Below are 22,149 nucleotides of genomic sequence, written 5' to 3'. Positions count from 1 at the left end.
GCCACGGAACTCCAGATCGTGGCGCTCCAAACCTAGGGGGGCAGAGCATCAGCCCTCCGACTCTCCCCTAAGCCGGAGAAGAAAAGGGTCTCAGGTCACGAGGGAGCAGCTCCCGCGCCTGCAGTTTCGGGTGTTGCCACATTACCATCGCCAAGCTCGTCATCCAAATCGGATTCAAGCGCTTTGATTACAGAAAGGTGAGTGTCCATCGCTTTCTCAAGCAAGGACCTGACCCCCAAGACTACCCACTTTGTTGAGGGAGGGGCATTCTTAATTTTTTCTAACAAGAGAAACTGTTTATCGTTTGGGTTCTTTGCGTCTGGCATGGCTCCAATTAGAAATCCGTGTACAGTCAATGGTCTACCCAGCTCAGTTTCAGCATATCGAGTAATCTTAGCCATATATGTTTCGAGTTGCGTTAAATGGTCGTTGTCCAACGGAATGCTTGGGCTCTTCAGCTCAACGACATTCAACACATGAGGAGTAGAACTATCCGCCATGACGAAAACCAAGTCGGGTCGCGTCGCGTCTTCAAGGGGAGCAAAGGCATCAACCTCTAAATGCTTAGCAAGAGCTGTCGAAACTTTTGTTAGGTCCACATCGCTTGTCAGGTAGCGAGAGTATTCTGGCTTTATAAGCCATGGGTCTGATTTCAGAATATTATGCAGGTCCTTCTCTACTCCTTTCTTCTTCCACAATTCATACTCGCCTCTATCAATCAAGGAAGTAAGTGCCCTGATAGCACTTCTCCTGCCCCTATACAGTTTAAGTGCGTCATTCTTTTCGATTTCAGCCAACTCAGCCATTTGCCCTGCAATCACCTGAAGAGACTTCGGATCATGGCCGAGCTCAGTAAGCCGGATCAGAACTTGCCCGGCGTTCATTGTATCTACCATTAGTGGAGCAAGTTCTTTGAACTCCTCGCTCTCATAGCCATGTAACGTGCCAAGAGTCTTAAGCATTTTTCTTGCAGAAGCTTTTGTCTTTGCCGGAAGGCGATCAATGATTTTCACATAGGGCTGCGTCTCTCTTGCGGTATCAAGCTCCCTCTCCGCAGCATCCTCCCGCCATTTTGCATGGTGAGACAATGCTGCCTTCATCTGCTCTTCGATGAACGTGATAAGTGTCCGCACAACCTCATTATCGTGTCGAAGTTGAGTTCGGTTGGTGTTCACAAGATCGACTCCATGCCGATCTACGTCATCAGCGCGAACAATGCACTCCATGTAGCTCTGGCTGTGGAAGTTATGCATCCCCGTAGGCAGATCGAAAAGGGACGGACCAGCCGCAAGGCGACCATTGCAGTAAATTCTTGCTCCACGGCGCGACACAGGTAGGTGCTCACCACGCGGCCTAAATGCAATCATGTATTGGACCGCAACGTCGATTATTCCGTCAATATTTAGAATGCGTTCAGCCAGCTTATCTTTCGATGCGCCATCCGGATAAATAAACTCATAGTCCACAGCCGGAGACTTAACAACCGATCCGTTGATGGTTATCTCCATCTGCTCTGGTTCGATTCCGAAAAAGGCTTCGGAAATAGTGTGAGTAATAGTGTCAATCGAGTGCTTAACTGCGTCAGCTTTTAGGCCGGATAGGGTTATTCTTGTCCCGTGCTCATCTTGGTTCAAGCCGGTTTCGTAGGTGGCAGGAATACGAATATTTGCAAGGTCATCTGCTCGCTCAATCTCAGTGTAGTCCATAACAAAGGTTGTCGCGAAGCCCTCGCCTTTTCTTTTTGTTCGGATGCTGACGGTAACTGCAGCGCCGAACCCGGCAAGTTTTCCAAGTCCCTTGCGCCCCATGACGTGGCGCTCTCCGCCTTCTGTTTTGAGATTTGTCTCATTTCCCGAACCATCGTCCCGTCTCTTCCTGTTCAATGGAAGAAACTTCTTCTCAATATCTTGAGGAGACATCCCGTGGCCATCATCCTCAATCACGACGGCAATGTGCGTTGGAAGTGGCGTCAGCAAGACTTTGAAGGGGTCTCGACTGCCTTCTTTGACCTCCTTCTTTGCATTCGCCCGGAGGTCACTGCGGGCTTTCTGAATTTCATCTACTGGGATTGATATGTTGACATGCTTTGCGTCCCCATCAAATGCATTGGCGACGAATTCGACCAGGCACTTTCCGATGGTCGTGTACATATTGATTCCAAGCGCCTCCAGCATTCCACCTTGAACACTGAGAGGAAAATCTGTGGGAAGACTTGCTGGCCCAGGAATCGCTGTCATGAAGCACTATCTATGGCATGAGTTTCCTCACATCAGACGCCATCCGCGGCTTCGTCGCAACTTGAATGTTGGGCTCAGGCAGCCACACTTGTTGATGCGACCGCTTCATGACGGATCGCGTCGACCACGGAGCGCATCACGGCGCTCCCAAGCGCTACAGGAACACCATTTCCGATCTGCCGGGCAACAGGATACGGACGCCCAACAAACGTCCAGGAATCGGGCACTCCCTGAAGCCGAGCTCCCTCCCGAAGTGAAAGCACTCTATCCTCGGTCGGGTGGAGGTAGCGCCCCTTCGAAGGATTCTGGAATGCGCAGCGGATGGTGTTCGAGGGCTCGTCAGGGTTAACCCGACCCCACACGTCGGTCGCCTGGCAACCCACCTTCTTCCATGAGGGAGGGCACAGCTCGGGCGCTGCACGCATAATGTCGCGCTTGTCACCGAGCGGCGGCACCAGCGGAATTCGCTGCGCTGCTATTCCCACAGGGGTCGGCCAAGTGTGCATTGGGTCATCCGAACCGATGGGAAGCGATAGCACCTCACCGGCGGTAATTTTTCGATTCAGAGCCATTGGGAGCTGCACATCACCAATCTTCGAGCCGATGGTGAAAGAGCGGCGACGATACTGGGGCGCTCCGTAGTCAGCCGCCTCTAGCTCCCAAGTCTGTACTCCGTAGCCTAGGTCTCCCAATGCCGAAGACAACTCCTGCCAATGCGATGAGCGGAGGAACGGTGGGACGTTCTCAATCACTACGACCCGCGCCCCGCATCTGTGGGCCCACTCAGGCACGGCCATAGACAATCGATTTCGAACGTCGAGCGGGTCTTGCCGTCCCAGCGTGGAGAAACCTTGGCATGGCGGCCCAGCGATCAGCACATCAGCGCGAGGCAGCGTCCGCTCATCCATCACCGAGCCAACGACTCCGACCTGGCGAACGTTCGCGTTGTAGGTCGCGATCGCGTCGCTGCTGAGATCGATCGCAAAGGCCGGCGCCATGCCAGCCGCGAGTGCAGCGGCACTGAAAAGGCCCGCTCCGCAAAACATGTCGATGAATTGGATATCATGCATATGCATAGTATTAATGCAATTCATATGTTATGCAAGCCCCATGAGTGAGTCGTCGAACACCTTGGAAGACATTGATCTCAAAGTCTTGGCCGAGCGGCTCGCCTTACCGGGCATGCCGCCCCAAGCTGTTATCGCAAGAGAGTCGGGGGTGAGTCAGTCAACTGTCTCACGTGCTGCGCATGGCCAGATCAGGACGCGCTCACCCGGAGCATGTCGGCTCTGGGAATACGCGTCTGCTAGGCTTCTAGTGCTGGAGAGCGCGTCCGCAGGAGATGGGCTCCATCGTCAGGAGGCAAAAAATCCGCGAAAAACTAGGGCAAAGCGGATTCCTCGTCGCGATAACCGGGATTTTTCCGCAAAGCGTGATAGAGACGCACTAGCCCGTGAAGCAATTGCGGGTCTTCAGGACTACCTTAATGATGCCTTCGACCCCACCCTAGTAATCGAACAACTCGCCGTTCTCAGACGAGCACAAGATCGGAATAGATAAAGCACAGAGCCGCCGGGCCTAGTACCCAAGTTAGCCGTTTACCGCGAGCTTACCTAGCAGCAGGGTATGCATGGGGCCCAGTTCGAGCGCTGGCTGGCGCAGGAAGAGGCTAATGCGGGCGGCCGGTCATGACGACGCATGTTGCGCAGAACAATGCCAGCTTCGGTGATGTAGCATATGTAACCGACCCTTTGGCGCGGTCGCCGACGCCTACTTCTTCGAGGCTGTGCCTGAAGCCGGAGCGTCTCCTGGGAGGGCTATAGAGTAAAAGTCGTGCCCATCGCTATCCCGCATGCCCCGCCATTGCCTTATAAATCAATGACTTAGAGCTAGCGCGCATCAGGTGTGCCACGAAGTGGGACACAAGGATGAAGCTGGACTCCTACCTGAGCCGTTCGAGGCATGGCGTTTTCTACTTTCGCTGGACAGTGGCCAGTCCACTTGATCGCCTGACCCATGCTGGGGTGCCCGAGGTAGCCTCTAAAGCTCTCATGGGACATTCCGAGAAAAGCGTCCATGACAGCTATGGCAGCGGCCCCACCCTCGCAATGCTTAAGGCGGCTATTGATCAAATCCATATAGAACACGCGCCTTGAACAGATGCGCCGATGAGGCGGAGACAGAATAGGAAGCGAGACAACTCCAACGAATTTCGAATAGCGTCCAACTTCAAGCCCTGCACTGATTTTTCGTTGCCCCTAATGTTCTCTGAAGCCCGGTTTCCCGCTCCGTGGCCTCCGCAGTCGCCGGGCTGTCTTCGGCGGTGGGGGCTTTTGTCTCCCGCCGCAAGAATCCGAAATAACGCATCCATTTCAGACATCTAGACGCTATCCCCTTCCCTGTGTCCCGGCCCCAGATACGTTATCCGAGGGCAAAACGGTCCTGCTCCCCTTGGCTCAAGGAGGAGCAGATGTCCCACAGAGACCCGATGGAACGCTTCCGCGAAGCGCTGGCCCATGACGTCAGGACCGGGGGGTTGACCCCCGTCCAACCCCCGTTCCCATCTCGCCGTGGCAGGCCATGAGCCTGCTGCAAAAGGCCGTCCGGCGGGGACGGCTTGACCTCGCCTTGCAGGCGGCATCGACGCTGCTGGCCATATCGCCGGATCGGTTCTGGCGGCGCGCAGGCATCATCGCCTTTGAAGACATCGGTGTCGCCGACCTGACCACGGCGGGCGTGGTCACCGTGGCGCTGGAGGGTAAGCGGGTCCGGCACAGGCTGGGCGGGGAATGGGCGGTTGCCGCCGCAATCACAGCGCGCATGGTGGCAGCCCCCGGAACCGCGCCGCCGATGACCTGTTCTGCGTGCTGGAAAGCTGGCCGGGTCTGGCCGACAACCGCAAGCGGCTGGAGCGCCTGCCGATCCCGCGCCCGCGGTTGATCGCGCTGACCACCGATCACCTGCCCTTGCGGGCGCTGGCGCTGCGCATGATCTTTGCGGATCGGCGGCTGGACCTGCCACGCCGGGGCAGCCCCGACATCGGATTTGATGTTCTGGACGAGCTCGGTGTGGCCCCGACCACCCTTGCCATCACCCGCGAGGGGTACCGAGCGCCGCGAAGCCGGTGCCGAGCTGGAAACCCGCTCTGACCGCCAGTTCGCTGACCTTGTGGCCGGGTTCGAGCTGCGCCAGGCGGTGCTGCATCTGGACGAGGGCAAGGCGCTCTCGGGCAAGACTGCCGAGGTTGTGCAAGAGCTGCGCAATTCGGGCGGCTATCGCGGCATCCCGGTTCCCCTGCTGGCGCTCGAGCAACGCGCGGGCGAAACCGTTGCCGCTGGCACCCCGGACCCGATCCAGACCCGCCCCATCATCGACCGGCTGTTCCCGGCATCGGTCGCGGCGCAGATGGGCGCGCAGCTTATCACCGTGGGTTCGGGCGCTATCGAATGGCCCGTGACCACTTCGGCGGTGACGGCAGGCTGGGCGGCGACCGAGACCGGCAATGTCGCTGGACCGACCGAATACACGACCGTCGACAAGGCGCTGAAACCGGAACAGAGCCTCGGCAACCTCTATGGCGATGCGGCCAGGAAGGCGGGCATCGACGCGCGGCTGCACGGGCTTCGCAAGGCGTTCTGCGTCTACTGGGCAGAGCAAGGAATGACGGTTCACCAGATCGCCGCGATGGCCGGGCACACGTCGCTTGCCGAGGTGGAGCGATACACGAAAGCGGCTGACCGCAAGCGCATCGTCAGAGCCATTGCAGAGGGTGCTTGATGGGACACGCTATCCCGAGCCGTGGGACACAGTTTGTTAACCTGCTGAAATTAAAAGGAGAATCAGCATGAAAACGAAAGAATGGCAGCCCGTAGGGTTTTGCCGTCTTTCTGCCAAATCAACACCTTGCGCTTGCTAACCCCGAAAAAACTGGGCTTTGAAAACAAAAAGGAATTTCCGGGGGCTGCTAACCACCCCGAAAGGAGGGCGGCATGAAGCCCTCGCAAAATCCTTGGCGCGTCTGGGCCAACCTTGGCGCCCAAGGCATGGCCGAACGCCTTTACAAGGCTGTGCCGCAGGCAGGCCCCGCCCGGATCGCAAGCCATATGGATGCCTCATGCCTCCTGCTTGCGGAATTTCTGCGGTCCAAGGGGGCCACGCCCTCCGAAGTCCGTAGTGCCCGTGCCATCATGCGGGCTGCCTATGCCCGCCGCTGGGAAGCCCTGTCAAAGCAAGCCGCCGGATCAGCGCCCAGCCCGTAGGTGGTGCAGACTGTGACCCACCGGCATCGCGCCCGGTTGCGTCACGTCCAGACCCCAGCCCAAAATGGAAAGGGGCGAACCGCGCCAACGGTATCGCCCCTGAATTTCTGAACCCCGGTAAAGGTGCAGCACCAACATCATGGTTGATCTGTGCCCCAAGATCAAGGATCGACCATGCCTATACCTGCAAGCGTGCTGAATTCCCCGAAGGCCCGGGCAGAGATGCGGGCCTTCATGAAATCGAAGGGCGCTGTGGCGGCAGCCCATGAAGCCGCAGCCGAGACACCCGAACAGCTTGCGGTGCTGCCCCTGTGGCAGGCTACCGCGACCACGGCGAAGGCTGTCCACCTTTCTCCGACCGGGGCGGCGATCCTGTCTCAAGGCCCCCTTGTCGATGCCTATGTGCCCCGCCGAAAAGGCTGGAAGGCGATTGTCGGCAGCGCGACGGGCGGAAGAAACAGCCTGTGCGGGCCGATCCTCCGCGACGTGGAGTTTTGGCATCACCAGTCCACGAACGGGCGCTGGAACCCCGATCTGGGCCGCTTTGAACGCTGGGCGTTCGATCCGTGGCCGAGTGGCTGGACAAGCTGCAAGACGGGGAGAAACGCCCTTCGGAGAGCACATTCCGGCGCGCTATCGCTGAACTGGCGGGGGCGGGCCTGATCGTCTCCGAAACCCATTTCTGGCAAGGCAAGCGAAGCCTCTGGATCAAACCTTCCCCCGATCTGACCCGTATCCTGTTCGAGCCGGGCCGATGGGAAGCCGTTCGGGACAGCTACACGACCCAGCCGAAGCCAAAGGCCCCGCGAGGCAACAGTGCCGCCCATGCCCGCTATATGGCGGAAGCCAAAGGCTGGTATCGGCGGGCACGGGGCTACGATCTTCCCGGCGGCATGTCGGATGCAGAACGCTGGACCATTTTCCGGCGACTGACCGAACCGCAGGAGGTGGCGAAAAGTTTCATCATTCAGCCCTTCGCCCCGGCAGGCAGCCATAAGCACCGTGTGCTTCGGGACACGCTCCTGCCCTGAAAGTATCCGGTCATTTTTAGGTTCTAAATTTGACCGGATACTTTGGCATGAAATAGCCGTTTTTCGGGATGTGAAAAACAGTGATTTTCTTGTTTTTGCTACATAAATTTCTAAATTTGACCGGATCAAATAGTAGAATGATCAAATAGTAGAATACTATATTTGATTGAATGATAAGTGAGATGGGGAGAGGTGACCGCCTGCGCGTTCACGCTATACGCTCCGCTTCAAGAAACAGGCTTCTCCCCTCCGGGGCCTTCCCCCCAATAGCCCCCCTTCCGCACCGGGGCACGATCTATACCACCCGCGACCGCCCGCCTTGACCTGTCGGGCAATGGCGCGTAATCTGATCCGGCTTGATGCCATCCGCCCGCCGGGCGACCGTGGCACCGGAGCGGCAGCACCGCCGCAGCGATCCCCCGAAGATTGCTCTGGTGCTCTGCATGTGGCCTTTCAGCCGTTTCACCCCGACCGAACCGACCGCCCCGCCTGAACAGCGGGCGCTTGACCTGTCGCTTGTCGAACTGTTCGGCGGGCACACGGCTGCGGCTGATGTTTCGGTCTCGCCTGTCACCGCGCTGCGGGTGCCTGCTGTCGCCGCCGGGGTGAAGGCCATCGCGGAAGCCGTCAGCATCCTGCCGCTTCACGCCTACCGCCGGGCACAGGACGGCTCCCGGGATCGTGACCACGACCACCCCGCCTTCCAGCTTTTGAACGCCGATGCCAACCCGTGGACCCGAGGCCCGCAACTTCGCGAGCTTCTGACCGCTGACGCAATCTGTCGCGGCAATGCCTTTGCCCAGATCGTGCGGGACGGGACCGGGCAGCCCCGGGAGCTTCATCGCCTGCACCCCCAAGCCGTCAGCATCGCCGTGGACAGCCTGTCCGGCGAACCGAGCTACCGCGTTCAGTCCGGCACCGCGACCCGCGTCCTGACCTTTCGTGACGTGCTGCACCTGCGAGCGCCCAGCCCTGCCAGCACCGATGCCGTGTCGGGCCGCTCGCCGCTCATGGAAGCAAAGGACGCCATCGGCCTGCTGATCGTCCTGCAAGGCTACGCGAGCCGTTTGTTTGCAAATGGTGGCCGCCCCTCCGGCCTTCTCCACTTTCCGGCGAAATTGAGCGCAGAGGCTGCCACCCGGATGAAGGCGAGTTGGCAGGCCGCGACCTCAGGGCAGCACAATGGCGGCACCGCTGTTTTGGAAGAAGGAGGCAACTTCACCCCTCTGTCGTTCAATTCGGTGGACAGCCAGTTTCTGGAAATCTGGCAACTCTCGCTGACCGAAATCGCCCGCGTCCTGCGCGTTCCGCCTGTCCTGCTGATGGATTACAGCCGCCAGACTTGGGCCAATGCCGAGACCGGTGGGCAGCAATTCCTGACCTACACGCTTGCACCTTGGCTTGCCCGCTGGGAGGCCGAAATCACCCTGAAACTGATCGCCCCCGAGGATCGCCCCAGCGTCTTTGTGGAGCACTTGACCGATGCCCTGTTGCGGGCCGACTTCGCCACCCGTGCCACCGCCTACGGGCAATATCGCTCCATGGGGGCCATGACCGCGAACGAGGTGCGGCAGGGCCTGAACCTGCCGCCGTTGCCCGGCGGGAACGTGCTCCAAAACCCCTACACGACCAGCGCCACCACCCCTGCCAAGACCGATCCGCAGGAGGGCGACGAATGACCGAAGCCCCCGCCCTCCACATTTTCTTCGGGGATCAGGAACGCGATTTCCTGCTGACCCCCGAGCTTGTGGCCGAGCTTGAGCGCCTGACCGGCCAAGGGATCGGCGGTTTCGCCCGCCGGTTCATGGCTGGCGATTTCCACCTTGCACACCTGCACCACACCATCCGCCTTGCCCTGATCGGCGGGGGCACCGATCCGCAGGAAGCCGCTGCCCTGATCGCGTCCTATGTCGTGCCCCGGCCGGTGCTGGAAGGCTTCGCGCTGGCCGTCGCGGTTCTCGATCACCTCATGACCGGCACCGCGCCCGCCTCAACCACGCAGGAGGGCAAGGCATGAGTCGTGGGCCGGGCCATATCCAGCGATCAGTCACTGCACTGTTCGATGCCGAGCCGCAGCGCCGGGCCAGCACCGAAGAACTGGCCGCGCATGTCTACGGGCCGAACCCCCGCCGTTCACAGATTAACAATCTCACGCGCTGCCTGCGCACACACGCCGACGATATGGGCTTGGCCAAGTGCCGGGTGGGCAAACCCGGAAAGCGGGGCGGTTGGCATCATGTCTTTGGAAAGGCACGATAAATGAACGATCCCATGAATCTGATTGCACCCGAGGCCCGGCAAGTCGCCACCACCGAATTGGCCGATGCCGAAGTGCGGTTCTCGCCCATCACGGAAGACGGCACCCTTGAGGGCATCGCCGTCCGCTTCGGGGTTGTGGACTCTTACCGCACCGAATTCGCGCCGGGGGCTTTCGCTTCGGTTCGCGGATCGGTGCCGATGCTGTGGAGTCACGACCCCGCGCAGGTGATCGGTTCATGGTCCGGGATCGAAGCGCGGGCGGATGGGCTTCACGTCCGGGGCAAGCTCAATCTCGCCGTCAACAAGGCCCAAGAGGTGCGCGCCCTGCTGCAAGCGGGCGACATCGGCGGATTGTCCATCGGTTTCCGCACCCTGAAAGACGAACGCCTTTCCGGGGGCATTCGCCGGATCACCGAGGCCCGCCTTGTCGAAATCAGCGTGGTGGCAATCGCCGCCGTGCCGGGATCGCGTGTCACCTCGACCCGCTCCGCCTCCGACCTCGCCGCCTTCCTCGACGCCTGCCGCTCCACCACCGCCACCCTGAAAGGGAACTGACCCATGAAACACCATCGCATCGAAACCCGTTCGAGGCTGCCGGTTGAAACCCGCAACGATCCGCCGGGCGATCTGACCGAAGCCATTGCCGCCGTCACCGAACTGCGCACCGCCGCGACCGAGGCCCAGACCCGGCACAGCACCGAACTGCGGGCGGCACAGGATCGCATCGCGGCGCTGGAAACCCGGCTGAACCGCCCCGGCACCGGCACCGAGAACACGACCGAACCCAATGCCGAGCGCCGGGCCTTTGCGTCTTTCGTGCGCACCGGGGTGGAGCGGATGCAGGCGGATGAAGTCCGCGCCCTGAACGTCTCCACCGATACGGCAGGCGGTTTCCTCGCCCCGGAACAGTTTCTGACCGAACTCGACCGGCTGCTTGTCGAATTCTCGCCGATCCGCACCGCCGCGCGTGTCGCCGCCACCAGCGCGGGCGAAATCCTGCTGCCCAAGCGCACCGGCACTCTTACCGCCGCATGGGTGGGGGAAGGGGCTGCAACCCCGAACACCCAACCCGCCTACGGGCAACAGAAGATCGACGTGCACGAACTTGCCTGCCATGTGGACGTGAGCAACCGCCTTCTGGAAGATGCCGCCTTTGACATCGAAAGCGAACTTGCCCGCGACTTCGCCGAGGAATTCGGACGGGCGGAAAGCGCCGCCTTCATCGCTGGCACCGGCATCGGACAGCCGAAGGGGCTTCTGACCGAAACCACCGTGCCGGGCATCACCACCGATGGGGCGACCATCCTCGCCGAGGAACTGATTGCGCTTTATCACTCGCTGCCGAGTTTCTACGCCGCGAACGCGGTCTGGGCGATGAACCGCACCACCATCGGGAAAATCCGCCTGCTGCGCAACGAGAACGGGGATTTTCTCTGGCATGACAGCCTCGCCGAAGGCAACCCGGCCACCATTCTGGGCCGTCCGGTGATCGAATTCCCCGATCTGCCGGACGCCGAAGACGGGGCAATCCCCCTCATCTTCGGGGACTTCGCGGCAGGCTTCCGCATCTTCGACCGGGTGAACCTGTCGGTTCTGCGCGACCCCTATTCGGTGCAGGTGAATGGGCTTGTGCGCTTTCATGCCCGCCGCCGCGTGGGCGGGGCGATGACCAAGGCCGAAGCCTTCCGCTTCCTGACCATCGAAGCCTGATGACCGAGGGCGGCGGATCAGCCGCCGTTCACCCCTGACACCATCACCAGAGGGCAAATGCCATGGCTATCAACGCAACCGCAGGGGCAAAGGTCTTCATCGGCCCCGCGACCACCACCGCCGACACGCTGGCCGAATTTCAGGCGATCACCACCGGCTGGGCCGAGATCACCCCTGTTGAAGACCTTGGCGAATGGGGCGCCGAGGCGACGGAACTGACCTTCAAGGCTCTGGGCGACCGTCACACCCGGCGCATGAAAGGCAGCTTTGATGCCGGAACCATCGAACTGATCGTGGGGCGCGATCCGCTGGACGCGGGCCAGATCGCCGCGAAAGCCGCCTTCGAGGATCATCTGCCCTACGCCTTCCGCGTGGTGCTGGAAGACGCGCCCGCCGGGGGCACCGGGACCACCTTTTATTTCCGGGCCGTGGTGCTTTCGGTTCGCAACAACTTCGGCACCGAGGACAACGTGACCCGCACCACGCTTCGCCTCGGGATCGACGGGGCCGTGTTCGAGGTTCCCGCCGCCGAAGCGGTTGACCCGTAAGGGGGCATGAGCGATGCGCGTGGGCAAGGAATTCATCGTGTTCCTGAAGGGCGTTGGCAGTCATGCCATCCGCCCGAGCCTGCGTTGCGCCATGCTGCTGGAAAATCGCCCTGGGGGATTTCCGCGCCTCCTGACCGAGATACAGGACGGCAGCATGACCGCAATCTGTGACGTGCTGCGCAGCGCCGATCTGGATGCCCCGTTTCTTGAGGCCAAGGTGATGCACAGCGGGGTGGACAGCTTCCGCGCCCCGCTGCTGGAATTCGTGCTTCATGCCGCCGGGCTGGACCTCGAAACCCAGACCGATGAGGCCACGCAAGGCACGACCACCACCTTTGCCGAGCATCTGGCAGACCTCTACCGCAAGGCCACCGGCTGGCTGGGCTGGACCCCGGCAACCGCGCTGGATGCCACGCCTGCCGAGATCATCGAAGCGGTGAAGGGCCGGGCCGAACTTCTGCGCTTGATCTTCGGCACCAGCGATGAAGACGACGACACCACCCCCGAGCCGGTGGACCTACAACGCAAATTCCGGGCGGTCTTCGGTTCCATCGGCACCGTGAAGCCCCCGAGGTATGACGCATGACCGCACCCGCGACCTTCCCCGCCAAGCCCTGCGCCTTCGGGCCGATCCTGCGTCAGATCATGCAGGAACGCGGCATTTCCGCCCGGGCGCTGTCGATCCAGACCCAAACCCCGAGGGCGAATCTTCACGCCTTCCTCAAGGGCAGTGGCCGCACCCCCATGCACTATGTCGAAGCGTGGTTCAGCCATGTGGGCTACGTCTTGGATGCCTTGCCCGCCAACCCCAAGCAGGAGGCACGGCAATGCCTGTCAGAGCGCCATCCGTCTGCCAATGCGGCAAGGTAGTGCCCAGCGGCAGCCGCTGCCCCTGCCGCAAGGGGGCCGATGCTGAACGCAAGGCCCGCCACGACCAGAACCGACCGAACGCCCGGGAACGGGGATACACGACCGCATGGGACAAGGCCCGCGCCGGTTTCCTGAAAGCGCATCCCGCCTGCGCCATATGCGGGGCCACAGCCACAGTGGTGGATCACAGGACGCCGCACAGAGGCGACAGCAAGCTGTTCTGGGACAAGGGCAACTGGCAGGCCCTGTGCACCCCCTGCCATTCCAGCCGCAAGCAATCGCAGGAGAAGCGGGGATGGTGATGGATTACTTTTGCACCCTGAGTGTGCGCGGCACAGCAAGGCCCGTCTCCGTGGCTTGCAGGTGGCCCGCATCCGTGATGACAGCCAACCCCTTCTTCATCAGCGTATCAGCGACTTCTCTGTTGAAATGCTTGGCATCGTTCACATGGAGCGAACGCAGGAGCGCATATTCCTCATTAGTCAGGCCATCGGGAAAAAAGCTCATCGCCACCTCCATTCACCGCGTAACGGTAGCATTTCGCTCAATCATGCCGAGGTCAATACGCGGGCATATAGCCATCCGGGGGTATGTCGAAACTTTGCCCATCTGGCCGGGGACCGGCGGGGGGAGCCTCGAAAACGATTTGCAAACCGAAATCGCGATGGAGGGCTGAATGGCGATTCTGACTGTTGAAGACCTCAAGGCCCATCTGAACATCTCGGGCGATGCCGACGACGCGCTTCTGGCGCAGAAGATCGACGCTGCCGAGGCATGGGTTTCCCGCTGGCTGGAAATCACGCTGGCCGAGATGGAGGAAGTGCCCGCCGATCTGCAAGAGGCGGTGCGCCTGCTGGTGGGCCATCTCTATGAAAACCGCGAGGCCAGCCTTGTGGGGATCAGCGCCGCCGAACTGCCGCTGGGCCTCTGGGACATCCTGAACCAGCACCGGGCTTGGAGTTTCGGGGCATGAGTGCGCAGCTTGACCGCCTGAACCGCCGCATGAAGGCCATCCCGCTGGCCGTCCGGGAAGCGGTGAAGCCTCCCCTTGTGAAAGGGGCCGAGGAAGTGGCCGCTGCCCAGCGGGCGCTTGCACCCGAAGAAACCGGCGATCTGAAAGCCAGCATCACCGTGACCCCGCCGGGAATGCCGACACCGGCCTATTCGCAGCCGGGCGGTTCCCGTGTGGCCTCCCAGCTTGAGGCACTGGTGACTGCCGGGAACAGTGATGTGCGCTATCCGCATCTGGTGGAGCATGGCACCGCCCATGCGCCTGCGCAGCCCTATTTCTGGCCGGGCTTCCGGCTGACCCGCAAGCGGGCCGCGAACCGCATCAAGCGGGCGATTGCGAAGGCAGTGAGGGAGGGGTGGGCGAATGGCTGAACCTTCCCTTGCCCTACAGGCGATGCTTCGCGCCCGCATGGTGGCATCGGGCGTGGTCACGTCTCTGGTGCCCGCCGCCCATATCCTCGACCGCAACACCCGCCCCGAGGTGTTTCCCTGCATCCTGATCGGGGAGGCCCAGACCCTGCCGGGGCCGGGGCTGATGCGCACCCGGCACGAGGTGTTTGCCGATCTGCATATCTGGGCAGAAGAACCCGGCCTTGCCACCGCGAAGCTGATCGCAGGCACGATCCGCGATGCCCTGCGGGACCGGCCTTGGACCGTCACCGGCTTTCATGTCGCCGATGCCTATGTGCAGTCCACCCGCTTCCTGCGCGACCCGTCCGGCGTCTCCCATGGGGTGATGACGCTGCGGGCCGACATGATGGAGGTGGCATGATGCGCGCGGGCAAGCTCACCAAGACCATCACCTTGCAGCGGGCCACGATTGCCGTGGACCAATACGGCACCCCGACAGAGGGCTGGGCCGATCTTGCCACCGTCCGCGCCCAGATCGTGCAGGCCAGCACCGAGGAATTCATGCGCAATTTCGGCACCCGCACCGAGGTGGCCGTGGTTTTCCGCATCCGCTTCATGGACGGGATCACCCCGGCGGATCGCGTCACCCACGGGGGCCGCGTCTATGACCTCAAGGAAATCAAGGAACTTGGCCGCCGCGAAGGGCTGGAATTGCGTTGCATCGCCAAGGGGGCAGCCTGATGCCCATCAAAATTGTAAAGAAGCGCAAGCCGGTGAACCCGTTCCCCCATATTCCCGATCCGCTGGGATACGGGCAACGGGCAGTGGATTTCCTGCGGGGCCTCAAGCATCCGAAATCCCGCCTGCCGGGCCATTCCTTCCAGCTTGACCCGTGGCAGGAAGAAATCGTGCGCCGCATCTACGGGCCATGCGATGCGAACGGCAATCGCATCTGTGGTCATGCCGTGATCCTGATCGGAAGGGGCAACCGCAAGACCAGCCTTGGCGCAGCCCTTGCCCTGCTGCACACCCAAGGCCCGGAAACGGTGCCGGGCGGGGAAGTCCTGTTTGCCGCTGCCGACCAGAAACAGGCGAAAATCGCTTACCGCGAAGCATACAACATCCTGCAAGCGGGGGATGCGACCCTTTGGAAGAAGGGGCAGGCCAGCAAATCCACCGATCCGACCAAGCAAATCCGGGTGAAGGAATACCTGAACCAAATCCATTTCCCGAACGGATCATGGCTTGAGGCCCTGTCCAATGACAGCGGCACCCAGCACGGACGCACCCCGGCCTTCGCCCTGTGCGATGAAATCCACGCATGGAAGAAGCGCGACCTCTGGGACGTGATCGGCACCGGCCTTGCCAAAACGGAAAACAGCCTGCGGGTGACCATCACCACAGGGGGCCGGGGGCAGGATACCATCGGGTGGGAGATCATCGAACGCGCCCGCAAGATCGCCCGGGGCGACATTGAAGACCCCTTCACCTTGCCCTTCCTGTTCGAAGCCCCGCCGGATGCCGATTGGCGGGATGAAAGCGTTTGGCCCTTGGCGAACCCCGGCCTGCCGCATGGCTATCCCAGCCTGACCGGCCTGCGGCAGGAGGCAAAAGAGGCCGAAGACAGCCCCGCAGCGCAGGACGCTTTCCGGCAGCTTCACCTCAATATATGGCTCGACAGATCAACATCGCCTTTCGTGGAAATGGCGGTTTACGATCGCGGGGCCGATCCGATCGAACTTGAGGCGCTAAAAGGGCAACCCTGCTGGATCGGCGTTGATCTTGGCATGACGGATGACCTTTCCGCCGTGGTTCTGGCCTTCCGCGATCCCGCCAAGGATGAGGCGTATATCGTCCTGCCCTTCTTTTTCATGCCTGCCGACAATATCGACCAGCGCACAATTAAATCCGGTTTCCCGTATCTCGCCCATGCCAAGGCGGGCCGGATCATCGCCACGCCGGGCAACGTCACCGACTACCGGGTGCTGGAACAGCATATCCGCGACCTGTGCGAAATCTATCAGGTGCGGGAAATCGCCTTCGATCCCCATTATGCCGGGATGATTATGCAAAACTTGCTGGATGATGGTTTCCCTGCCGTATCGTTCCGGCAGGGCTGGGTGACAATGGGGCCAGCCATCAAGGAACTGGAACGCGCCATACTTGCCGGAAAATTCCGGCATGGCGGGCACCCGGTTCTTCGCTGGAACTTCGCCAACATCGCCATTCAGGATGACGGCAAGGGCAACAAATCGTTCAACAAGTCCAAATCTGCCGAGAAGATCGACGGGGCCGTGGCCTGCGCCATGGCCGTGGCACGGGCAGCCCAGGGCGAAGATACGCGATCCGTTTATGACACCGAGGAACGCCCCGAGGGCTTCCTTGTCTGGTGAGGGAACATCATGTCCACCGATACCGAACGCCTGCTGGTGAGCCTTGAGGCCCGCGTCAATCAATTCGAGCGCAATTTCCAGAAGGCCAATCGCACCGCCAACACAAACTTCGGGGCCATCGAACGCCGGGCGAAGACCTCCGCCACCCGGCTGGAAACCTCCATGGCATCGGCATCCGCCGGGATCGCCCGCAACATGAAGGGCATGGCAACAGCCTTTGCCGGGGGCCTTGTCGGGGGCGTGGTCACCACCGCCATGGCGAGCCTGACCAGCAACATCGCGGGCACCGTCAAGGGCATTGCCGAGATCGGGAACGAGGCCCGCCGCGCCGGGGTGGGGGTGCAGGCGTTTCAGGAATGGTCATTCGTCGCGCAACAAAACCGTATCAGCGTGGATGCGCTTGTGGACGGTTTCAAGGAACTGAACCTGCGGGCGGATGAGTTTATCACCACCGGGGCCGGTTCGGCTGCCGAAGCCTTCGGGCGTCTGGGCTTCCGGGCTGATGACCTCAAGCGCAAGCTGGCCGATCCTTCGGCGCTGATGCTGGAAATCCTTGGCCGGATGCAGCGGTTCAACACCGCCGCCCAGATCAGGATTGCCGATGAGATTTTCGGCGGCACCGGGGGCGAGCAATTCGTGGAGCTTCTGGCGCAAGGGGATGATGCGCTTCGGGCCACCATCGCCCGCGCCCATGAAACCGGGGCCGTGCTGGATGCCGAACTGATCGCCAAGGCCGAGGAACTGGACCGCAAGTTTGCCGAACTGGCCACGACCATGGGGAACTTCGGCAAGCGCGTGGCGGTGGCCGTTGCCGAGGCCGGGGCGGAACTTGTCGATATGCGGGCGAAGCTGGACGAGCTTTTCCCCGATGAGGCGCAGGGCCGGGCGATCCTTGGTGATGACCTTTACAACGAACTGGACCGCAACCGCGACACGCTGGACCAGAACGCCGAGGCGGTTGCCCGCCTGCGGGGCCAGTATACCACGCTTGGCGATGAGGCCCGCACCGCCTCGAACGCCCTGCTGGGGGCCATGTCGCAGGTTTCGGCATGGGGATATGAGGAACAGGCCGACACCATCGCCCGCGTGGGCACCGAGATGCGGCAGGTGGCGGATGACTTCAATGCGGGCACCGTGACCGCAGAGGATTTCACCATCCGCATGACCGAACTTGAGGCCGAAGCCTCTGCCGCCTTCGCCACGCTGGACGATAGCGACAGGATCAACTTCGCAGGCGTCATGTCGCAGCTTTCCCGGCTTGGGGGCGTGATTGCAGGCGTCACCAGCCTTGCCCAAAGCCTCAAGGCAGCCCTGCAACAGGCTGCGGGCATCTCGCCCGATCAGGTGGCAGCACAGGCTTTGCGTGACCGTCACGCGGCAGAGGCTGCCAGCATGGCGAATTATGAGGCGATGCGAGAGGCGAACGAACGCTTTACCGCTTCCGAGACCGCCCGCAATGCCGCCACCAGCGAACAGCTACGCCTGCAACGCGAGGTGGAAGCCGCCCGGAAGCGGGCCAGCGATGCCGGGGTGACGCTGACCGCCGCACAGGCCGAAGCCGCTGCCCGCGCTGCCCTTGCCGGAGAAGATGCCCGCCGCGATGCCGACCGCCCAACCCGTGGCGGATCAGGCGGGCGCGGTGCTGGCGGTAGGGAGAATGCCTTTGACCGGGATGCAGCCAATATCCGCGACCGGATCACGGCAATGGAGGCCGAAATCGCCGCCCGCCGCACTGTGACCGGCAGCATTGAGGAACAGGAAGCCGCCGTTGATCGCGCCCGGATCGTCCATGAACTGCTGAACTCCGCCCAAGAGGCGGGCTTTGCCATCACGCCCCAGCTTCGCACCGAGGTGGAGGGGCTGGCAGACAGCTATATCGGCGTGGAACAGGCGGCAAAGCAACTGGCTGATGCGCAGGCGGATGCCAACCGGAGGATGGAGGACTTCAAGAATGCTGGACGGGATGCATTCGCCAGCGTTCTGACAGGTGCCCAGACCTTCGGGCAAGCCCTGTCCAACCTTTCCGCCCGGCTGGCGGAAATGGCTGCCAACCGCCTGTTCGACACGCTGCTGGGGGGCTTGTTCGGCAAGATTGGCGGGGGCTTCCTTGGCGGCATCTTCGGCTTCTCCAAGGGTGGGCCTGTCCATGCCGCCACCGGGGGCAGGATCAGCGGGCCGGGCACCGGCACCAGCGACAGCATCCCCGCCATGCTTTCCGATGGGGAATATGTCGTGAACGCCAAGGCCACCCGAAAGCACCTTGCCCTTCTGGAAGCGATCAACAGTGGCAGGGTGCGGGGCCTCGCCGCCGGGGGCATGGTGGGCAGCACCCGCCTGTCCTCGACTTATGCGCCAAGCCTGAACATCTCTGTGCAGGGATCAGGCAACCCGGTGCAGGATCAGCGCCTTGCCGATCTGGTGGCAAAGGAAGTGCAGAGGCATGTCGCGCCCCCGAAATCCAGCATCCGCCGGGCAAAGGGCAGCGTCATGTCGGGCATGGCCCGAGAGATGCAGCGGGCTACAAACCGGAACGGCTAACCAACAATTCCTCTTGAGCTTGCTCGATATTGCGCCTTAGATTTTCAAAGGGCTACGGAGGAAAAATGTCAGGCGGTGGGAAGTCGAAAAATCACCATTGGTGGCCGGTAGCATTGCAGGGCTACTGGGCGGATAAGTCAGGGAATGTTTGGTGGATAGAGCCAAGCGGAAGAACCGACAAGAAACGCGCTGCAAATCGAAAAATTGGATTTAAGATACATGGACACACGATTTTTCGGGGTGGTGCGTGGGAGGGTAATTTTGAGAAAGAGTTTGATATTGATAGTGAGGTGCACAACGTAATTTCTTCGCTGAAAGAGCTGAAGCCGCTAGGCCGAACTCCAGCAGAATTTTTCACTTTATTGAAGATGATTTTTAAAAAAGATCGCACACTTCGGGATATGTGTAAGTATTATGTGTTGGAGGAAAGCTTACATAGACGCCTCCTGCTTTTGATACTTTCTCTTATCATAAGAAGCCCGTCTAATAGATCCAAGTATGAAGGTTATTCAAGACTTGCAGGCATGCCTCCTGATGAGGATGTGGGCAAAGCAAACATGCAGCAAAACTACATGATTGCGAAAAAGATTTGTCAGAGCGGTTTCACGTCAAATCAATATTTTGTCCTACTTCACTCTCCCTTGAAGAGATTTACTTTTGGAGATGGGAGCTTGGACTGGTTGACCAGCGGATTGATTGGAAACAGGATAAATGGAAAAGCTCTTGTGCCGCTGACACCCCACCTGTGCGTTTACTTCTGCACACCCATGGCGATGCGATCATCACCGAACTGTGCGTCTCTAAGTGTTGCTCCGTGGATGGTTGATTGGGTGAATGAAATCACACAGATTTACTCAAAAGATAGGATTTTTTTCAAGGGCAAGGCGCCAAAATTAATAGAGGCATTTCGACGAGCACAATTCCTCGAACACAAGCAGAAAACTGACGCCTTAATTGATATGCTTGATGAGATTGCAGGTATTAAAAAACATAGGGGCGCCCTTTCTTTAGGGTTGAGCGGCCTATATTAATCATTTCTCGACCTCCAAAGTATTCAATCGCGCTTCCACTCCCCGCACGATTGCCCGCAGGTTCTCAATCTCTTGCTCTAAGCTCTCGATCCTGTCCGGTTGGGAGAAGTCGGGCACCCCGGCACTGTCACTTGCAACAAGCGACTTCTCTAGCCTGTCCACAATCTCCTGCGTCAGACTTCGGCGGCTGGTTTCAGCAAGCTCCTTGAGCCTGTCCTTGAGGGGATCAGGGAGGCGAAGGCGAAAGATTGGATCATCTCTGGACATGCCTCACATGTGCCTCACTTGGGGCTTGACCGCAAGCTCCTCCGTCAATAGCCTCACATATGTCTCACGGTGAGACTTGGAGGCATAACATGCAAACCCAAGAAATGCGCATCCGCGTTCCCTATGATCTTCGTGCATGGATCGAAGCGAAGGCATCCGATGAGGGCCGCAGCCTGAACCGGCAGATTGTCCAGATCATCAAAGCCGCCAAAAAGTCCGAGCAAGGGGAGGCGGCACAGTGACCGGCATCCTTTCCAAGCTGCCCCAGCCTGTTGACCTTCCAAAGAAGGCCGGAGGCATCTGGGCGAAGGTGCGGGCCAAGCCGGTGAAGAAGATCATCCTGCCCGTGGTTGAAGTCAAAAAGGCGATGAAACTCATGAAGGGCGCGGGAAAATCCCTCGCCGCGATTGAACTGATGCCGGAAGGCGGTTTCCGCGTGATCGCTGCCGGGACCGCTGCCGCCCCTGCGCCTGAACCGCCGTCGAACCCGTGGGATGATATTCTTGATGAGTAAGGCAAAACTCTCCAAGCCCCCGCATGTGCACGTTTACCGTGACCGCCACGGCAAGGTGCGCATCTATCTGAACAAGCCGGGGCAGCCCAAGGTGCCCCTGCCGGGACCGCTGAACAGCCCTACTTTCTTTGAAGCCTATGCCAAGGCTATTGCCGGGGTGAAACTGGCCGCGCCGCCGACGCAGCCGCGCGCGCCGAAGAACACCATCGCGGGGCTGATCGAACTCTATCTGAAATCGCCCTCTTACCGCGATCTGGCCGAGACCAGCCGGAACACCTACCGGCGGCAACTGGACAAATTCCGCGATGAGCATGGCACAAAGCCGGTGGAGGGCTTTGGGCGCAAGCACGTCATGCACATACTTGGGAAGATGGCGGATCGCCCCGAGGCGGCAAACACGCTTCTGAAACGCCTCAAGGTGCTGATGAATTTCGCGGTGGACATGGACATGATCCCCCACAACCCACTGTCTGGCCTGAAAGGCTTCAAGAGTGACAGCGAGGGCTTCCACACTTGGACCGAGGCAGAAATCGCGGCTTTCGAGAAGCGCCACCCCATCGGCTCCAAGGCCCGGCTTGCCATGACCTTGATGCTTTGCACCGGGCAGCGCCGATCCGATGCCGTGCGCATGGGCTGGCAGCATGTCAGTGAGGGCATGATTACCGTGCGCCAGCAAAAGACCAAGGCCACGCTGACCATCCCCATCCACCCCGATCTGCAAGCGGTGCTGGACCAGACCCCGAAGGCGAACCTCACCTTTCTGCTGACCGAATACGGCAGGCCGTTCAGCGCCAACGGCTTCGGCAACTGGATGCGCGACAGGTGCGACGAGGCTGCCTTGCCGTCCTGTTCCTCGCATGGGCTGCGCAAAGCCTGCGCCCGCCGTCTTGCCGAGGCCGGATGCAGCAATCAGGAGATCAAGGCAATCACCGGCCACGAGACCGAAGCCGAAGTGACCCGCTACACCAAAGCCGCCGATCAGAAGAAGCTGGCGAAACACGCCATGGGCAAGCTGATCGTGATCGACTCCGTAACCCAATCTGCTAACCACCCTGCGAAGGTTAGCAACTCAAAGGACTAAACCCTTGATTATACAGTCAATCATGGGGAAGGTGGCAGCCCGTAGGGCG

24 protein-coding genes are annotated in these 22,149 nt (G+C 60.6%); 20 read left to right on the top strand and 4 right to left on the bottom strand.

Going from position 1 to position 22,149, the window contains the following annotated elements; genetic code table 11:
* Window positions 1–95: 95 nt before the first annotated feature.
* Together ABNX41_RS10750 and ABNX41_RS10745 are read right to left on the bottom strand one after the other, a co-directional pair.
* The gene (locus ABNX41_RS10750) at window positions 96–2,237 is read right to left on the bottom strand and encodes an ATP-binding protein (protein WP_438669724.1); all 2,142 of its coding nucleotides are present in this window, start codon (window positions 2,235–2,237) and stop codon (window positions 96–98) included.
* A 74-nt stretch (window positions 2,238–2,311) separates the two neighbouring features.
* On the bottom strand, window positions 2,312–3,313 hold the full coding sequence (locus ABNX41_RS10745; RefSeq protein ID WP_438669723.1) for a DNA cytosine methyltransferase: 1,002 nt from the start codon (window positions 3,311–3,313) through the stop codon (window positions 2,312–2,314).
* Between the two features lie 1,504 nt (window positions 3,314–4,817).
* On the opposite strand from ABNX41_RS10745, the gene ABNX41_RS10740 reads away from it, so the two are divergent.
* The 10 genes from ABNX41_RS10740 to ABNX41_RS10695 all read left to right on the top strand — a co-directional run bounded on the left by ABNX41_RS10740 (window position 4,818) and on the right by ABNX41_RS10695 (window position 12,914).
* The gene (locus tag ABNX41_RS10740; RefSeq protein ID WP_438669722.1) at window positions 4,818–5,177 is read left to right on the top strand and encodes a hypothetical protein; all 360 of its coding nucleotides are present in this window, start codon (window positions 4,818–4,820) and stop codon (window positions 5,175–5,177) included.
* Window positions 5,178–5,285: 108 nt separating this feature from the next.
* Entirely contained in the window at window positions 5,286–6,014 is a 729-nt protein-coding gene (locus tag ABNX41_RS10735) for a tyrosine-type recombinase/integrase (protein ID WP_438669721.1), read from the top strand.
* Between the two features lie 1,048 nt (window positions 6,015–7,062).
* A complete protein-coding gene (locus tag ABNX41_RS10730; protein WP_438669720.1) occupies window positions 7,063–7,527 on the top strand; it encodes a hypothetical protein in 465 nt (154 codons plus the stop codon).
* A gap of 359 nt (window positions 7,528–7,886) precedes the next feature.
* Window positions 7,887–9,206, top strand: coding sequence for a phage portal protein (locus ABNX41_RS10725; RefSeq protein ID WP_438669719.1), 1,320 nt, complete (start codon window positions 7,887–7,889; stop codon window positions 9,204–9,206).
* Window positions 9,203–9,544 carry a gene transfer agent family protein gene (locus ABNX41_RS10720; RefSeq protein ID WP_438669718.1) on the top strand — a complete coding sequence of 114 codons (342 nt, stop codon included), beginning with the start codon at window positions 9,203–9,205 and terminating at the stop codon, window positions 9,542–9,544. The genes ABNX41_RS10725 and ABNX41_RS10720 overlap by 4 nt, the downstream gene beginning before the upstream one ends.
* Before the next feature lie 254 nt (window positions 9,545–9,798).
* Complete coding sequence (locus tag ABNX41_RS10715; protein WP_438669717.1) at window positions 9,799–10,341, top strand: HK97 family phage prohead protease; 543 nt, start codon at window positions 9,799–9,801, stop codon at window positions 10,339–10,341.
* 3 nt (window positions 10,342–10,344) lie between these two features.
* The gene (locus ABNX41_RS10710; RefSeq protein WP_438669716.1) at window positions 10,345–11,496 is read left to right on the top strand and encodes a phage major capsid protein; all 1,152 of its coding nucleotides are present in this window, start codon (window positions 10,345–10,347) and stop codon (window positions 11,494–11,496) included.
* 62 nt (window positions 11,497–11,558) lie between these two features.
* A complete protein-coding gene (locus ABNX41_RS10705; RefSeq protein WP_438669715.1) occupies window positions 11,559–12,044 on the top strand; it encodes a hypothetical protein in 486 nt (161 codons plus the stop codon).
* Window positions 12,045–12,057: 13 nt separating this feature from the next.
* On the top strand, window positions 12,058–12,630 hold the full coding sequence (locus ABNX41_RS10700) for a hypothetical protein (protein ID WP_438669714.1): 573 nt from the start codon (window positions 12,058–12,060) through the stop codon (window positions 12,628–12,630).
* The gene (locus tag ABNX41_RS10695) at window positions 12,627–12,914 is read left to right on the top strand and encodes a helix-turn-helix domain-containing protein (protein ID WP_438669713.1); all 288 of its coding nucleotides are present in this window, start codon (window positions 12,627–12,629) and stop codon (window positions 12,912–12,914) included. The genes ABNX41_RS10700 and ABNX41_RS10695 overlap by 4 nt, the downstream gene beginning before the upstream one ends.
* Window positions 12,915–13,220: 306 nt before the next feature.
* Here the strand turns inward: ABNX41_RS10695 and ABNX41_RS10690 are convergent, their stop codons facing one another.
* Entirely contained in the window at window positions 13,221–13,421 is a 201-nt protein-coding gene (locus ABNX41_RS10690; RefSeq protein WP_438669712.1) for a hypothetical protein, read from the bottom strand.
* Window positions 13,422–13,590: 169 nt separating this feature from the next.
* Here ABNX41_RS10690 and ABNX41_RS10685 point away from each other — a divergent pair, with 169 nt between their 5' ends.
* The 7 genes from ABNX41_RS10685 (at window position 13,591) to ABNX41_RS10655 (ending at window position 20,238) form a co-directional block, all read left to right on the top strand.
* Complete coding sequence (locus ABNX41_RS10685) at window positions 13,591–13,887, top strand: head-tail connector protein (protein WP_438669711.1); 297 nt, start codon at window positions 13,591–13,593, stop codon at window positions 13,885–13,887.
* Window positions 13,884–14,297, top strand: coding sequence for an HK97-gp10 family putative phage morphogenesis protein (locus ABNX41_RS10680; RefSeq protein ID WP_438669737.1), 414 nt, complete (start codon window positions 13,884–13,886; stop codon window positions 14,295–14,297). Before ABNX41_RS10685 ends, ABNX41_RS10680 begins: the two co-directional genes overlap by 4 nt.
* Window positions 14,290–14,697, top strand: coding sequence for a DUF3168 domain-containing protein (locus ABNX41_RS10675; protein ID WP_438669710.1), 408 nt, complete (start codon window positions 14,290–14,292; stop codon window positions 14,695–14,697). Before ABNX41_RS10680 ends, ABNX41_RS10675 begins: the two co-directional genes overlap by 8 nt.
* On the top strand, window positions 14,694–15,017 hold the full coding sequence (locus tag ABNX41_RS10670) for a phage head closure protein (protein WP_438669709.1): 324 nt from the start codon (window positions 14,694–14,696) through the stop codon (window positions 15,015–15,017). The genes ABNX41_RS10675 and ABNX41_RS10670 overlap by 4 nt, the downstream gene beginning before the upstream one ends.
* The gene (locus tag ABNX41_RS10665; RefSeq protein ID WP_438669708.1) at window positions 15,017–16,669 is read left to right on the top strand and encodes a terminase large subunit; all 1,653 of its coding nucleotides are present in this window, start codon (window positions 15,017–15,019) and stop codon (window positions 16,667–16,669) included. The genes ABNX41_RS10670 and ABNX41_RS10665 overlap by 1 nt, the downstream gene beginning before the upstream one ends.
* 9 nt (window positions 16,670–16,678) lie before the next feature.
* Complete coding sequence (locus ABNX41_RS10660) at window positions 16,679–19,207, top strand: hypothetical protein (RefSeq protein WP_438669707.1); 2,529 nt, start codon at window positions 16,679–16,681, stop codon at window positions 19,205–19,207.
* Window positions 19,208–19,272: 65 nt separating this feature from the next.
* Complete coding sequence (locus ABNX41_RS10655; protein WP_438669706.1) at window positions 19,273–20,238, top strand: DUF4238 domain-containing protein; 966 nt, start codon at window positions 19,273–19,275, stop codon at window positions 20,236–20,238.
* Here ABNX41_RS10655 and ABNX41_RS10650 read toward each other — a convergent pair whose 3' ends face one another.
* On the bottom strand, window positions 20,239–20,505 hold the full coding sequence (locus ABNX41_RS10650) for an Arc family DNA-binding protein (RefSeq protein ID WP_438669705.1): 267 nt from the start codon (window positions 20,503–20,505) through the stop codon (window positions 20,239–20,241).
* A gap of 89 nt (window positions 20,506–20,594) precedes the next feature.
* Between ABNX41_RS10650 and ABNX41_RS10645 the strand changes: the two genes are divergently transcribed.
* Genes ABNX41_RS10645 through ABNX41_RS10635 form a run of 3 tightly spaced genes read left to right on the top strand, consistent with a single transcriptional unit; the run spans window position 20,595 to window position 22,100 of the window.
* The gene (locus ABNX41_RS10645; protein WP_438669704.1) at window positions 20,595–20,747 is read left to right on the top strand and encodes an Arc family DNA-binding protein; all 153 of its coding nucleotides are present in this window, start codon (window positions 20,595–20,597) and stop codon (window positions 20,745–20,747) included.
* Window positions 20,744–21,019: a hypothetical protein gene (locus ABNX41_RS10640; RefSeq protein WP_438669703.1), complete on the top strand. Its 276-nt coding sequence runs from the start codon at window positions 20,744–20,746 to the stop codon at window positions 21,017–21,019. Before ABNX41_RS10645 ends, ABNX41_RS10640 begins: the two co-directional genes overlap by 4 nt.
* Complete coding sequence (locus tag ABNX41_RS10635; protein ID WP_438669702.1) at window positions 21,012–22,100, top strand: tyrosine-type recombinase/integrase; 1,089 nt, start codon at window positions 21,012–21,014, stop codon at window positions 22,098–22,100. The genes ABNX41_RS10640 and ABNX41_RS10635 overlap by 8 nt, the downstream gene beginning before the upstream one ends.
* Window positions 22,101–22,149: the final 49 nt, after the last annotated feature.

Source organism: Pseudogemmobacter sonorensis (assembly GCF_042762395.1).
Taxonomy (GTDB): Bacteria; Pseudomonadota; Alphaproteobacteria; order Rhodobacterales; family Rhodobacteraceae; genus Pseudogemmobacter; species Pseudogemmobacter sonorensis.
This window is presented reverse-complemented; position numbering and strand designations above follow the sequence as displayed.